Here is a 14,233-nt window from a genome sequence, read left to right on the forward strand (position 1 = left end):
CCCCCTCGGCCTCCCCCACTCCCGGCGAACGCCGTTGTCACCGCCGCGTGCGAGGATCGGAGACGTACCTCACATGTGTGTGCGAAGGAGAGTGTGCGATGGCCACGAAGCCGCCCAAGGGTGATCCCGTTCAGGACGCTCCGGAGGTCGCCGAGCCGAAGCACGCGGCGGCGGGGCTGCCCGCCATCGGGCACACGTTGCGGATGGCGCAGCAGCAGATGGGCGTCAGGCGCACCGCGCTCACCCTGCTGCGGGTGAACCAGAAGGACGGCTTCGACTGCCCGGGCTGTGCCTGGCCGGAGCCGGACCACCGGCACAAGGCGGAGTTCTGCGAGAACGGCGCGAAGGCGGTCGCCGAGGAGGCCACCCTGCGCCGGGTCACCCCGGAGTTCTTCGCCGCGCACCCGGTCGCCGACCTCGCGACCCGCAGCGGCTACTGGCTGGGACAGCAGGGGCGGCTCACGCACCCCATGTACCTCCCCGAAGGCGGCACCCACTACGAGCCGGTGACCTGGGAGCGTGCCTTCGACATCGTCGCCGAGGAGATCGCCGCCCTCGGCTCCCCCGACGAGGCCCTCTTCTACACCTCGGGCCGTACCAGCAACGAGGCCGCCTTCCTCTACCAGCTGTTCGCGCGCGAGCTGGGCACCAACAACCTGCCGGACTGCTCCAACATGTGCCACGAGTCCTCCGGCTCGGCCCTGTCGGAGACCATCGGCGTCGGCAAGGGCAGCGTCCTGCTGGAGGACCTCTACAAGGCGGACCTGATCATCGTCGCCGGCCAGAACCCCGGCACCAACCACCCCCGGATGCTCTCCGCCCTGGACCGGGCCAAGGCGAACGGCGCGAAGATCATCAGCGTCAACCCGCTGCCCGAGGCGGGCCTGGAGCGCTTCAAGGACCCGCAGACCGCGCAGGGCATGCTCAAGGGCACCGCCCTGACCGATCTGTTCCTCCAGATCCGGATCGGCGGCGACCAGGCGCTCTTCCGCCTCCTCAACAAGCTGATCCTGGAGACGGAGGGCGCGGTCGACCGGTCCTTCGTCGACGAGCACACGCACGGCTACGAGGAGTTCGCCGAGGCGGCCCGCGCCGCCGACTGGGACGAGACGCTCACCGCGACCGGCCTCACGCGCGCGGAGATCGAGCAGGCCCTCGCCATGGTGCTCGACTCGAAGCGCACCATCGTCTGCTGGGCGATGGGTCTCACCCAGCACAAGCACTCCGTGCCGACCATCCGCGAGGTGGTCAACTTCCTTCTGCTGCGCGGCAACATCGGCCGCCCGGGCGCGGGCGTGTGCCCGGTCCGCGGTCACTCCAACGTGCAGGGCGACCGCACGATGGGCATCTTCGAGCGTCCCGCGCCCGCCTTCCTGGACGCCCTGGAGAAGGAGTTCGGCTTCGCGCCGCCGCGCGAGCACGGCTATGACGTCGTACGGGCCATCCAGGCGCTGCGGGACGGCGAGGCGAAGGTGTTCTTCGCGATGGGCGGCAACTTCGTCTCCGCCTCGCCCGACACCGAGGTCACCGAGGCGGCCATGCGGCGGGCCCGGCTCACCGTGCACGTGTCGACGAAGCTCAACCGCTCGCACGCGGTCACGGGCGCGCGTGCCCTGATCCTGCCCACCCTGGGCCGCACCGAGCGCGATCTCCAGGGCGGCGGCGAGCAGTTCGTGACCGTCGAGGACTCCATGGGCATGGTGCACGCCTCCCGCGGCCGGCTGGAGCCCGCGAGCACGCAGTTGCTGTCCGAGCCGGCCATCGTGGCCCGTCTCGCGCGGCGGGTGCTGGGCTCCGACTCCCGCACCCCGTGGGAGGAGTTCGAGAAGGACTACGCCACGATCCGTGACCGCATCGCGCGCGTGGTCCCCGGCTTCGAGGACTTCAACGCGCGCGTGGCCCACCCGGGCGGCTTCACGCTCCCGCACGCCCCGCGCGACGAGCGCCGCTTCCCGACGGCCACCGGCAAGGCCAACTTCACCGCCGCGCCGGTGGAGTACCCGGAGCTGCCGGAGGGCCGCCTGCTGCTCCAGACGCTGCGCTCGCACGACCAGTACAACACCACGATCTACGGCCTGGACGACCGCTACCGCGGCATCCGGAACGGCCGCCGGGTGGTCCTGGTCAACCCCGAGGACGCGCGGAAGCTGAAGCTCGCCGACGGCTCGTACGTGGACCTGGTCAGCGAGTGGAAGGACGGCGTGGAGCGCCGGGCGCCCGGTTTCCGGGTCGTGCACTACCCGACGGCACGGGGCTGCGCGGCCGCCTACTACCCCGAGACCAATGTCCTGGTGCCGCTGGACGCCACCGCCGACACCAGCAACACCCCGGCCAGCAAGTCCGTCGTGGTCCGTCTGGAACAATCGGCGACCGACTGAGCGTTTGCTCAGTCGAGCGAGCGATCCCGACGAAACGGAGCCGGGCCCCATGGGCGAGCAGCAGCACGTGAAGTTCCCGCAAGAGGTCATCGACGAGTACGCCGCGCTCGGCGTAGACCTGCCGGCGCTGTTCTCCGCGGGGCACCTCGGCACTCGCATGGGCGTGGAGATCGTGGAGGCGTCCTCGGACCGGGTCGTCGGCACGATGCCGGTGGAGGGCAACACCCAGCCGTACGGGCTGCTGCACGGCGGCGCGTCCGCCGTCCTCGCCGAGACGCTCGGCTCGGTCGGCTCGATGCTGCACGGCGGCAGCTCCAAGATCGCCGTGGGTGTGGACCTCAACTGCACGCACCACCGCGGGGCGCGCTCGGGCCTGGTGACCGGCGTGGCCACGCCCGTGCACCGGGGGCGCTCGACGGCGACGTACGAGATCGTGATCAGTGACGAGGAGGGGCGGCGGGTGTGCACCGCCCGGCTGACGTGTCTGTTGCGGGACGTGAACCCCGGCGACGGCGCCCATGTCGCGGCGACCGGCTGAACGTGACGCCACGCCGTGACGGCCTCTGGCCCGAGGCCTCCCCCTGGGCCTAGCGTCGAGGCATGGGAACGGGAGGAGCCCCGGCGCTCCGGGGCGGTGCGGGCCTGCCGGGCGCCGGCACCAGGCGCTCACCGTACGACCGCGCGGGGACCGGGCCGTGAGCGGCGTGGGCCCGGTGGAGCCGGGTGACGGCACGCACGCGTGGGACGTCCTCGACGCCCCGCTCCCCGACCGTCCGCGAGGCCGCCTCGCCGAGTTCCACGAGCGGCACCGGCGCGCGGTCCTCGCCACCCTGGCGGCCGCCGTCCTCTTCGCGGGCGGCGGCTATCTGTACGCCACCCGCCCCCAGCCGCCCGCGCCGCTCCCACCGCCCTACCCCTCCCAGGTCACCGACCTGCACTACCTGAGCTGGGAGCCCACGCCCGAGGGCGCGCCGGAGCGGAGCTTCAGCTTCGGGGTGGAGCTGAACGTCCTGGCGGGCCCCCCGGTCAGCGTGACCCGAATATCCCAGCCGTACGCCGGTCTGTCCGTGAAGTCGGCCCCGGCGGCCCCTTTCCGGACCCCTGCGGGATCGAGCCGCAAGATCATCGTCACGATGCATGTGACCCAGTGCAGGAAAGTGCCGTGGAACGCCGGGCTGCCTTTCCTCGACGTAACTCTACGTAATACGCGCGCAATAGAAGTTCACAGTTTCATCCTCGGGCAGCGCTATGCCCAGCAGCTCTCAGAGGCCTTACAAGTCGCCTGCAGCAACGGTTTTAGGTAATTACCAAAACCCCCGAGACGCCTGAACGAACCTGGTCGGATCCTGCGGGTTCTCACAATGCGGACCGGGCGAATCAGGCTGAATTCCACTGTTCCACCCACTCAGTACCGCTCTGCATTACGACGTGTCATAACAAGAGCGTCACAGCCTCGGCCAGACCCTCCTCCACGCTCCCTGCACACGCTTAGAGTCACGCCCAGTCACCGCGCCATCGGACTGTCACCTCGGGCCAGCGCAACGACTCGGCCGCTTCCAGGGGGAAGCGCCGCCAGTGAAAGGACGAATCGTGCGTCAACGTTCGCTCATCAGCATCACCGCCGCGCTGGCGGCGGGAGCACTCACCCTCACCGCCTGCGGCTCGCGTGACGACGACGGCGGCGGCTCGGACTCCGGGGGCGGCACCAAGGTCGTCATCGGCGTCGACGCCCCCCTCACGGGCGACCTGTCCGCGCTGGGTCTCGGCATCAAGAACTCGGTCGACCTCGCCGCGAAGACCGCCAACAAGCAGAAGCTCGTCGACGGCGTCACCTTCGAGATCAAGGCCCTCGACGACCAGGCCCAGCCCTCCTCGGGCCAGGCCAACGCCTCCACGCTCGTCGCGGACAAGTCCGTCATGGGCGTCGTCGGCCCGCTGAACTCCTCAGTCGCCGAGTCGATGCAGAAGGTCTTCGACGACGCCGGCCTCGTCGAGGTCTCCCCGGCCAACACCGGCCCGGGCCTCACCCAGGGCGCCGACTGGCAGAACAAGAAGGTCCGCACCTACAAGTCGTACTTCCGCACCTCGACCACGGACGCCATCCAGGGCCCGTTCGCCGCGCAGTACGTCTACAACGACGCCAAGAAGACCAAGGTCTTCGTCATCGACGACAAGAAGACCTACGGCGCCGGTCTCGCCTCCACCTTCACCGCAGAGTTCAAGAAGCTCGGCGGCAAGGTCGTCGGCACCCAGCACATCAACCCCGCCAGCAAGGACTTCTCCGCCGTCGCCACCCAGGTGAAGAGCTCCGGCGCGGACGTGGTCTACTACGGCGGCGAGTACCCGCAGGCCGGCCCGCTCAGCAAGCAGATCAAGGCCGCGGGCGCCAAGGTCCCGCTCGTCGGCGGTGACGGCATCTACGACCCGACCTTCATCGAGCTGGCCGGCGCCGACAGCACCGGCGACCTCGCCACCTCCGTCGGCGCCCCCGTCGAGGAGCTCGACTCCGCCAAGCAGTTCGTCGCCGACTACAAGGCCGGCGGCTACAAGGAGGAGTACGCGGCCTACGGCGGTTACTCCTACGACGCCGCCTGGTCGATCATCCTCGCCGTGAAGAAGGTCGTCGAGGACAACGACGGCAAGCTCCCGTCCGACGCCCGCGCCAAGATCACCGCGGCCGTCCAGAACGTCTCCTTCGACGGTGTGACCGGCAAGGTCTCCTTCGACGAGTACGGTGACGCCACCAACAAGCAGCTCACCGTCTACGCCGTCGAGAACGGCGCCTGGAAGGCCGTCAAGTCCGGCACCTACACAGGCTGATAGAGACCCGCAGCACCAACTGATCGAGCCGCGCGGGGCGCTGTTCCACTGGCGCCCCGCGCGGACTCGCATCCGGCCCCATCCGGCCACACACCCGGCCACACATCCGTCGAACATCCGAAGTCTCGGAGGACATGCGGTGAACGAACTGCCGCAGCAGCTGGTCAACGGCCTGCTACTAGGAGCAATGTACGGGCTCGTCGCCATCGGCTACACAATGGTCTACGGCATCGTCCAGCTCATCAACTTCGCCCACGGCGAGATCTTCATGACCGGTGGATTCGGTGCCGTCACCGTCTACCTGTACGTGCTGCCCGACGGCACCTCGATGGCGATCGCCCTGCCCCTGATGCTCATGGGCGCCATCATCGTCTCGGTCACCGTCGCCGTAGGAGCGGAACGGTTCGCCTACCGCCCCCTGCGCACCGCCCCACGCCTCGCGCCCCTCATCACCGCCATCGGCCTTTCCCTGGCCCTCCAGCAGGCGGTCTGGGCCTGGTACCCCGACGCCAAGTCACCCATCACGTTCCCCCAGATTGACGGCGGCCCCTTCGAGATCGGCAACGTCACCATCCAGACCGGTGACATCTTCCTGTTCATCGCCGCCCCCATCAGCATGGGCATCCTCGCCTACTTCGTGATGCGCACCCGCACCGGACGCGGCATGCAGGCCACCGCCCAGGACCCCGACACCGCCAAGCTCATGGGCGTCAACACCGACCGCATCATCGTGATCGCCTTCGCCCTCGGCGCCGCCTTCGCCGCCGTCGGAGCCGTCGCCTACGGCCTCAAGTACGGCCAGGTCGACTTCATGATGGGCTTCATCCTCGGCCTCAAGGCCTTCACCGCGGCCGTCCTCGGCGGCATCGGCAACATCTACGGCGCCATGATCGGCGGCGTCGTCCTCGGCCTCGCCGAAACCCTGGCCACCGCCTACATCGCCGACGTCCCCGGCTTCGACAAGCTCGGCGGCCAGTCCTGGGCCGACGTCTGGGCCTTCGTACTCCTCATCCTCGTACTCCTGTTCAGGCCCCAGGGCCTGCTCGGCGAGCGCGTCGCTGACAGGGCGTGACACCGATGACCACACAGACCACCAAAACCACCGGTGCCCCCGTCAGCAAGGACGGCAACACCAGCGGCCTCATCGGCCTCCCGGAGAACATCGGCCGCGCCCTCGCCACCGCGGGCGGCGCCCTCGCCGTCATCTCCACCTTCATGGCCTGGACCTGGACCTCGGAGTTCCCCGGCGACCTCACCGTCTACGGCTACCCCGGCGGCCTCCAGATCCTCGTCCTCATCGGCGGCGCCCTCACCACGCTCTTCGGCCTCGCCTCCTACGGCGTCCCGGGCCTGGGCTGGCTCACCCCCGCCGGCGCCGACAGCGCCATCAAGCTCTCCGCGCTCGGCACCTTCGCCACCGCCTGGTACACGGTCATCGCGATCAGCACCGACCTCGGCGGCGTCGTCAACCTGGAGCCCGGCGGCTACATCGTCGCCATCGCCACGCTCGCCGCAGTCCTCGGCGCCTTCTCCCTGCCCTTCACCCGCCCGGAGCCCGACCCGATCGACCCGGACGACACCGGCTGGGAGCAGTTCAAGCACGGCGGACGCCACAACTGGTCCGTCTTCAAGGCCTCGATCGCCTCCGGCACCCCCGGCAAGGCACCCCAGCTCCCGGCCTACGCCGAGATCCTGATCATCGTCGCCGCCCTCGCCGTCGGCCTCACCGTCTTCACCTACGGCATCGGCACCGAGTACGACGAACTCTTCATCGGCTTCCTCATCACCGTCGGCTTCCTCTTCGCCGCCGTCTCCAAGGCCGGGCTCGTGGCCCGGGTCTCGGGGATCACCGCGAAGCACCGCAACGTCACCATGATCGGTGCGTTCGTCGCCGCCGCGGCCTTTCCCTTCACCCAGTCCGACGACCGTTACGCGACCCTCGGCGTCTACATCCTCATCTTCGCCACCGTCGCCCTCGGCCTGAACATCGTCGTCGGCCTCGCCGGCCTCCTCGACCTCGGATACGTCGCCTTCCTCGGCGTCGGCGCCTACACCGCGGCCCTGGTCTCCGGCTCCCCCACCTCACCGCTCGGCGTCCAATGGCCCTTCTGGGCCTCCGCTCTCCTCGGCGCGGCCGTCGCCATGGTCTTCGGCGTCCTCATCGGCGCCCCCACCCTGCGACTGCGCGGCGACTACCTCGCCATTGTGACCCTCGGCTTCGGAGAGATCTTCCGCATCACCGTCCTCAACATGGACGGCACCTCCGGCCCCGACGTCACCAACGGCTCCAACGGCATCGCCTCGATCCCGAACCTCAACATCCTCGGCTTCGACTTCGGCCAGACCCACGACATCGCCGGCTTCAGCATCGCGCGCTTCGCCAACTACTTCCTGCTGATGCTGCTCATCACCCTCGTCGTCGTCGTGGTCTTCCGACGCAGCAGCGACTCCCGCATCGGCCGCGCCTGGATCGCCATCCGCGAGGACGAAACGGCCGCCCTCGCCATGGGCATCAACGGCTTCCGCGTCAAGCTCATCGCCTTCGCCCTCGGCGCCACCCTCGCCGGCCTCGCCGGCACCGTCCAGGCCCACGTCACCTACACCGTGACCCCCGAGCAGTACCAGTTCGCCGGACCCGTCCCACCCAACTCGGCGTTCCTCCTCGCCGCCGTCGTCCTCGGCGGCATGGGCACCATCGCCGGCCCCCTCGTCGGCGCCTCCCTGCTCTACCTCATCCCGGCCAAACTTCAGTTCATGGCCAACTACCAGCTCTTCGCCTTCGGTGTCGCCCTCATCCTCCTGATGCGTTTCCGCCCCGAGGGCCTCATCCCGAACCGGCGCCGCCAGCTCGAATTCCACGAAGAGGCCGAAGCGCCCGCAGTCCTCGGCAAGACAGGGGCCTGACACATGACCACCGACACCACCACCGTCACCGGGACGACCGTCCTCGACGCCCGCGGAGTCACGATGCGCTTCGGCGGCCTCACGGCCGTACGCAACGTCGACCTCCAGGTCAACAGCGGCGAGATCGTCGGCCTCATCGGCCCCAACGGCGCCGGCAAGACGACCTTCTTCAACTGCCTGACGGGCCTCTACATCCCCACCGAGGGCGAGGTCCGCTACAAGGGCACGGTCCTGCCGCCGAAGTCGTTCAAGGTGACCGCCGCCGGCATCGCCCGCACCTTCCAGAACATCCGTCTGTTCGCCAACATGACGGTCCTGGAGAACGTGCTCGTCGGCCGCCACACCCGGACGAAGGAAGGCCTGTGGTCCGCGCTGCTGCGCGGCCCCGGCTTCCACAAGGCCGAGAAGGCCTCACGCGAACGCGCCATGGAACTCCTGGAGTTCGTCGGCCTCGCGAACAAGGCCGAGCACCTGGCCCGCAACCTGCCCTACGGCGAGCAGCGCAAGCTGGAGATCGCGCGGGCGCTGGCCAGCGAGCCGGGTCTGCTCCTGCTCGACGAGCCCACGGCCGGTATGAACCCCCAGGAGACGCGGGCGACCGAGGAACTGGTCTTCGCCATCCGGGACCGGGGCATCGCCGTCCTCGTCATCGAGCACGACATGCGGTTCATCTTCAACCTCTGCGACCGCGTGGCCGTGCTGGTCCAGGGCGAGAAGCTCGTCGAGGGCGACAGCGCCACCGTCCAGGGCGACGAGCGCGTGATCGCCGCCTACCTCGGCGAACCCTTCGAGGACGCCCCCGGCGACGAGGAAGTCGCGGAAGTCGAGGCGGCGGAGGCCAACGCCCCGTCGGACGCCGCGCCCGGCAAGGAGAACGACCGATGACCGCACTGCTCGAAGTCGAGGACCTCCGGGTCGCCTACGGCAAGATCGAGGCCGTCAAGGGCATCTCGTTCAAGGTCGAGGCCGGCGAGGTCGTCACCCTCATCGGCACCAACGGCGCCGGCAAGACGACGACGCTGCGCACGCTGTCGGGTCTGCTCAAGCCGGTCGGCGGGCAGATCAAGTTCGACGGCAAGTCGCTGAAGAAGACCCCGGCCCACGAGATCGTCTCCCTGGGGCTCGCCCACTCCCCCGAGGGCCGGCACATCTTCCCCCGCATGACCATCGAGGACAACCTGCGGCTGGGCGCCTTCCTCCGCAACGACAAGGCGGGGATCGAGAAGGACATCCAGCGCGCCTACGACCTGTTCCCGATCCTGGGAGAGCGCAGGAAGCAGGCCGCGGGAACCCTGTCCGGCGGTGAGCAGCAGATGCTGGCGATGGGCCGGGCCCTGATGTCCCAGCCGAAGCTGCTGATGCTGGACGAGCCGTCGATGGGGCTGTCCCCGATCATGATGCAGAAGATCATGGCGACCATCTCCGAGCTGAAGTCGCAGGGCACGACGATCCTCCTCGTCGAGCAGAACGCCCAGGCGGCACTGTCGCTGGCCAACCACGGCCATGTGATGGAGGTCGGCAACATCGTGCTCTCGGGCACCGGCCAGGACCTGCTGCACGACGAGTCGGTCCGCAAGGCGTACCTCGGCGAGGACTAGCTCCTCGCGGTGATACGACGAGGCCCGCGCCCCCTGCTGGGGGCGCGGGCCTCACGCTTGGGGTGCCCGGCGGGTCAGCTCTTGCCGGACTTCTTCTCGTCGGCGTCCTGGATGACGGCCTCGGCGACCTGCTGCATCGACATCCGGCGGTCCATGGAGGTCTTCTGGATCCAGCGGAACGCGGCCGGCTCGGTCAGGCCGTACTCGGTCTGGAGGATCGACTTCGCGCGGTCGACGAGCTTGCGGGTCTCCAGGCGCAGGGTGAGGTCGGCGACCTCGGCCTCCAGCTCCTTCAGCTCGGTGAACCGGGACACGGCCATCTCGATGGCCGGCACGACGTCGCTCTTGCTGAACGGCTTGACGAGGTAGGCCATGGCACCGGCGTCCCGGGCGCGCTCGACGAGGTCGCGCTGGGAGAAGGCGGTGAGCATGAGGACGGGGGCGATCCGCTCCTCGGCGATCTTCTCGGCCGCGGAGATGCCGTCCATCTTGGGCATCTTCACATCGAGGATCACGAGGTCCGGCTTGTGCTCACGGGCCAGTTCGATGGCCTGCTCACCGTCGCCGGCCTCGCCGACGACGTTGTAGCCCTCCTCCTCCAGCATCTCTTTGAGGTCGAGCCGGATCAGGGCCTCGTCCTCGGCGATGACGACACGGGTCGTCAGCGGAGGCACGTGCGACTTGTCGTCGTCGGGCGCGTCTACGGGCTGGGGCGACTCGGGGGCGGTCACGGGGGCTCCTTGATCGGGGCAGGGGTGCTGCTGACAAGAGCGTACCCAGCTGCGGTAAGGTGGGGGCACGGCGGGTGACCGTCTACCTTTATTTTAAAGGGCGCCCCGGTAGCCCAGCGGTAGAGGCAATGGTCTCAAACACCATCCAGCGTCGGTTCGAATCCGACCCGGGGTACTTTTCCTCCCATTCCAAGGTCGCCTTTTCCCGGCGGTTGTTCGCGTTCTCGTGAGCATCCGCTTTTTGCTGCGTGTCTCGGCGATCACTCTTCAACACTGCCCCCGCAACGTGACGCGTCACAACCCGGACCCCGCCCCACTGGGACCTGCCCCAAATCCCCGGGCATCCATTGACCGGCCTCGACCCGGCCAGCGATGTTCGGCCGCATGACTCCTATGAACCGACGCGGTCTCATCGCCGCGGCCACCGGTGCCGCCGCCGCTGCCGTTGCCCTGAGTCCGGAATCCGCGGTCGCTTTCGGGCGGGACGCGGGAGCGAGGGGAAACAGTGCGATGGATATCGACGGGTTGGACTTCTCGGACGACGGTGATTTCAAGGCGGCCGACAGGGGATTCGTCGCCGCGTTGACGCCGGGGGTCGTCAAGAACTCCGCCGGGAAAGTCGTCTGGGACAACGACGCTTACGACTTCCTCGAAGGGCCCGCGCCGAAAACGGCCGACCCCAGCCTCTGGCGGCAGTCCCAACTCGCCCGGAAGCAGGGGCTGTACAAGGTCACCGACCGGATCTACCAGGTCCGCGGACTCGACCTGTCCAACATGACGATCATCGAGGGCGACACCGGTGTCATCGTCATCGATCCCCTCATCTCCGCCGAGACCGCCGCCGCCGCGCTCAAGCTCTACCGCGACCACGTCGCCGACAAGCCCGTCACCGGGCTCGTCTACACCCACCCCCACGTCGACCACTACGGCGGCTGCCGAGGGGTCCTCCCCGACGGCGCCGGCGACGTGCCGATCCTCGCCCCCGCCGGGTTCATGGAGCACGCCGTCTCCGAGAACGTCTTCGCCGGAACCGCGATGACCCGCCGTTCCATCTACATGTACGGCGCCCACCTCGACACGGGCCCGGCCGGGCAGATCGGCTGCGGTCTCGGGCAGAACATCTCCACCGGAACCGTCGGGCTGCTCGAACCCACCACCTACATCTCCACGACCGGGCAGCGCGAGACCGTCGACGGTGTCGTCATCGAGTTCCAGATGACCCCCGGCACCGAGGCCCCGGCCGAGATGAACTTCCTCTTCCCCGAACTCCGCGCCGTGTGCATGGCCGAGAACGCCACCCACACCATGCACAACATCATCACCCTGCGCGGCGCCCAGGTCCGCGACGCCAAGCAGTGGGCCGGCTATCTCACCGAGTCGATCGGGCTCTACGCCGGTCGCGCCGACGTCGCCTTCGCCTCGCACCACTGGCCGACCTGGGGGAACGACGAGATCGTCGCCCTTCTCGAAGCACAGCGCGATCTGTACGCCTATCTGCACGACCAGACCCTGCGCATGATCAACGCGGGGATGACCGGCCGCGAGATCGCCGAGGAGTTCCGGCTGCCGCCCGCGCTCGCCGAGGTGTGGGCCAACCGCGGGTACTACGGATCGGTCAGTCACAACGTCAAGGGCATCTACCAGCGGTACATGGGGTGGTTCGACGCCAACCCGGCCCATCTGTGGGAGCATCCGCCGGTCGCCGAGGCCAAGCGGTACGTCAAGGCGCTCGGCGGCATGACGCGGGCGCTCTCCGCCGCCCGTTCGTTCGTCCGCGACGGCGATCTGCGGTTCGCCGCCACGCTCCTCAACCACTGTGTCTTCGCCGACCCCGGGCAGCGCAAGGCGAAGCGGCTCCTCGCCGAGGTCTACGAGAAGCTCGCCCACGCGACCGAGAACGCGGTGTGGCGGAACTTCTACCTCACGGGAGCCATGGAACTGCGCGAAGGCGTCAGGGCTCCCGAGACCACCTCCGACAGCACGGACGTCAAAGCCGCCCTGTCCGTCGATCAGCTCATCGACGCCATGTCCGTGCGGATCGACGGGCCGAGGGCCTGGGATCTGGACGTCGCCGTCGACTGGCACCTGCCCGGCCAGGGCAAGTACTGGCATCTCCGGCTGAGGCACGGGGTGTTGACCTACACCGTCGACGCGGCCCCCTCCCCCTCGGCCGAGCTGACGCTCACCATGGACAAGGTCCAGCTGCTGCAACTGCTCGCGGGGAAGGGGCTGGGCACGATCCGGACGTCCGGGGACGTCACGCTGCTCACCAAGTTGTTGTCGGTGGTGGTGACGCCCACGGCGGACTTCGCCATCGTGACGCCGTAGGACTACTTGTCGTCCACTCCGATGTGGTGGACGCGGACGAGGTTCGTCGCCCCGGGGATCCCGGGCGGCGATCCCGCCGTGATGACCACGATGTCGCCCTTCTGGCAACGGCCGTACTTCAGCAGGAGTTCGTCCACCTGGTCGACCATGGCGTCCGTGGAGTCGACACTGGGGCCCAGGAAGGTCTCCACTCCCCAGGTCAGATTGAGCTGGGAACGGGTGGCCGGCTCGGGGGTGAAGGCCAGGAGCGGGATGGGCGAGCGGTAGCGCGACAGCCTGCGCACGGTGTCCCCCGACTGGGTGAAGGCCACGAGGAACCTCGCGCCCAGGAAGTCGCCCATGTCCGCCGCCGCGCGGGCGACCGCGCCGCCCTGGGTGCGGGGCTTGTTGCGTTCGGTCAGGGGCGGCAGGCCCTTGGCGAGGATGTCCTCCTCGGCGGCCGTGACGATCCTCGCCATCGTGCGGACCGTCTCGATCGCGTACTTGCCGACGCTGGTCTCGCCGGACAGCATCACCGCGTCCGTGCCGTCGATGACCGCGTTCGCCACGTCCGAGGCCTCCGCGCGCGTCGGGCGGGAGTTCTCGATCATCGAGTCGAGCATCTGGGTGGCGACGATGACCGGCTTGGCGTTGCGCTTGGCGAGCTTGATCGCGCGCTTCTGGACGATCGGGACCTGCTCCAGCGGCATCTCCACGCCGAGGTCGCCGCGGGCGACCATGATGCCGTCGAAGGCCGCGACGATGTCCTCGATCGCGTCGACGGCCTGCGGCTTCTCCACCTTGGCGATGACGGGGAGACGGCGGCCCTCCTCGTCCATGATGCGGTGGACGTCCTCGATGTCCCGGCCGCTGCGCACGAACGACAGCGCGATCACGTCGAAGCCCGTGCGCAGGGCCCAGCGCAGGTCCGCCTCGTCCTTGTCCGACAGGGCGGGCACCGAGACCGCCACGCCCGGCAGGTTGAGGCCCTTGTGGTCGGAGACCATGCCGCCCTCGACGACCGCGGTGCGGACCCGGGGTCCGTCGACGGCGGTGACCTCCAGGCAGACCTTGCCGTCGTCCACGAGGATGCGCTCGCCGGCGCTCACGTCCTCGGCGAGTCCGGCGTACGTCGTCCCGCACTGGCGCTGGTCGCCCTCCGCGCCCTCCTCCACGGTGATGGTGAAGGTGTCGCCGCGTTCAAGGAGTACGGGTCCTTCGGTGAAGCGGCCGAGGCGGATCTTCGGGCCTTGAAGGTCGGCGAGGAGCCCGACGCTGCGGCCGGTCTCGTCGGAGGCCTTGCGGACGCGCTGGTAGCGCTCCTCGTGCTCGGCGTGACCGCCGTGGCTGAGGTTGAAGCGGGCCACGTCCATTCCGGCTTCGACCAGTGCCTTGATCTGGTCGTACGAGTCGGTGGCGGGGCCCAGGGTGCAGACGATCTTTGCTCGGCGCATGATTCGACCCTAGGCCTTACCGACGGGTAGCGATTTGGTCG

General features: G+C 68.9%; 11 protein-coding genes and 1 tRNA gene. 10 read left to right on the forward strand and 2 right to left on the reverse strand.

Annotation, left to right across the window (positions count from 1 at the left end; genetic code table 11):
• The first annotated feature begins 98 nt into the window (after positions 1 to 98).
• From ABKA17_RS33830 to ABKA17_RS33865, 8 genes are all read left to right on the forward strand, one after another.
• Positions 99 to 2,378: an FdhF/YdeP family oxidoreductase gene (locus ABKA17_RS33830; protein ID WP_353696135.1), complete on the forward strand. Its 2,280-nt coding sequence runs from the start codon at positions 99 to 101 to the stop codon at positions 2,376 to 2,378.
• A 49-nt stretch (positions 2,379 to 2,427) separates the two neighbouring features.
• Positions 2,428 to 2,916 (forward strand): PaaI family thioesterase, encoded by a 489-nt coding sequence (locus ABKA17_RS33835; RefSeq protein WP_353696136.1) that lies wholly within the window; start codon positions 2,428 to 2,430, stop codon positions 2,914 to 2,916.
• A gap of 157 nt (positions 2,917 to 3,073) precedes the next feature.
• The gene (locus tag ABKA17_RS33840) at positions 3,074 to 3,682 is read left to right on the forward strand and encodes a Tat pathway signal sequence domain protein (RefSeq protein WP_353696137.1); all 609 of its coding nucleotides are present in this window, start codon (positions 3,074 to 3,076) and stop codon (positions 3,680 to 3,682) included.
• 286 nt (positions 3,683 to 3,968) lie between these two features.
• Positions 3,969 to 5,198: a branched-chain amino acid ABC transporter substrate-binding protein gene (locus tag ABKA17_RS33845; protein WP_353696138.1), complete on the forward strand. Its 1,230-nt coding sequence runs from the start codon at positions 3,969 to 3,971 to the stop codon at positions 5,196 to 5,198.
• 139 nt (positions 5,199 to 5,337) lie between these two features.
• Positions 5,338 to 6,270: a branched-chain amino acid ABC transporter permease gene (locus ABKA17_RS33850; protein WP_353696139.1), complete on the forward strand. Its 933-nt coding sequence runs from the start codon at positions 5,338 to 5,340 to the stop codon at positions 6,268 to 6,270.
• Positions 6,271 to 6,275: 5 nt separating this feature from the next.
• Positions 6,276 to 8,102, forward strand: coding sequence for a branched-chain amino acid ABC transporter permease (locus tag ABKA17_RS33855; protein ID WP_353696140.1), 1,827 nt, complete (start codon positions 6,276 to 6,278; stop codon positions 8,100 to 8,102).
• 3 nt (positions 8,103 to 8,105) lie between these two features.
• Entirely contained in the window at positions 8,106 to 8,987 is an 882-nt protein-coding gene (locus tag ABKA17_RS33860) for an ABC transporter ATP-binding protein (RefSeq protein WP_353696141.1), read from the forward strand.
• Positions 8,984 to 9,700, forward strand: coding sequence for an ABC transporter ATP-binding protein (locus ABKA17_RS33865; RefSeq protein WP_353696142.1), 717 nt, complete (start codon positions 8,984 to 8,986; stop codon positions 9,698 to 9,700). The genes ABKA17_RS33860 and ABKA17_RS33865 overlap by 4 nt, the downstream gene beginning before the upstream one ends.
• Before the next feature lie 74 nt (positions 9,701 to 9,774).
• Here ABKA17_RS33865 and ABKA17_RS33870 read toward each other — a convergent pair whose 3' ends face one another.
• Positions 9,775 to 10,431 (reverse strand): ANTAR domain-containing response regulator, encoded by a 657-nt coding sequence (locus ABKA17_RS33870; protein WP_353696143.1) that lies wholly within the window; start codon positions 10,429 to 10,431, stop codon positions 9,775 to 9,777.
• 102 nt (positions 10,432 to 10,533) lie between these two features.
• Between ABKA17_RS33870 and ABKA17_RS33875 the strand changes: the two genes are divergently transcribed.
• Both ABKA17_RS33875 and ABKA17_RS33880 read left to right on the forward strand, forming a co-directional pair.
• Positions 10,534 to 10,606, forward strand: a tRNA-Leu gene (locus ABKA17_RS33875).
• Positions 10,607 to 10,815: 209 nt separating this feature from the next.
• On the forward strand, positions 10,816 to 12,759 hold the full coding sequence (locus ABKA17_RS33880) for an alkyl/aryl-sulfatase (RefSeq protein WP_353696144.1): 1,944 nt from the start codon (positions 10,816 to 10,818) through the stop codon (positions 12,757 to 12,759).
• A gap of 2 nt (positions 12,760 to 12,761) precedes the next feature.
• Here ABKA17_RS33880 and pyk read toward each other — a convergent pair whose 3' ends face one another.
• On the reverse strand, positions 12,762 to 14,192 hold the full coding sequence (gene pyk / locus ABKA17_RS33885) for a pyruvate kinase (RefSeq protein WP_353696145.1): 1,431 nt from the start codon (positions 14,190 to 14,192) through the stop codon (positions 12,762 to 12,764).
• Positions 14,193 to 14,233: the final 41 nt, after the last annotated feature.

Origin of the sequence: Streptomyces sp. RG80 (assembly GCF_040446465.1) — a bacterium.
Classification (GTDB): domain Bacteria; phylum Actinomycetota; class Actinomycetes; order Streptomycetales; family Streptomycetaceae; genus Streptomyces.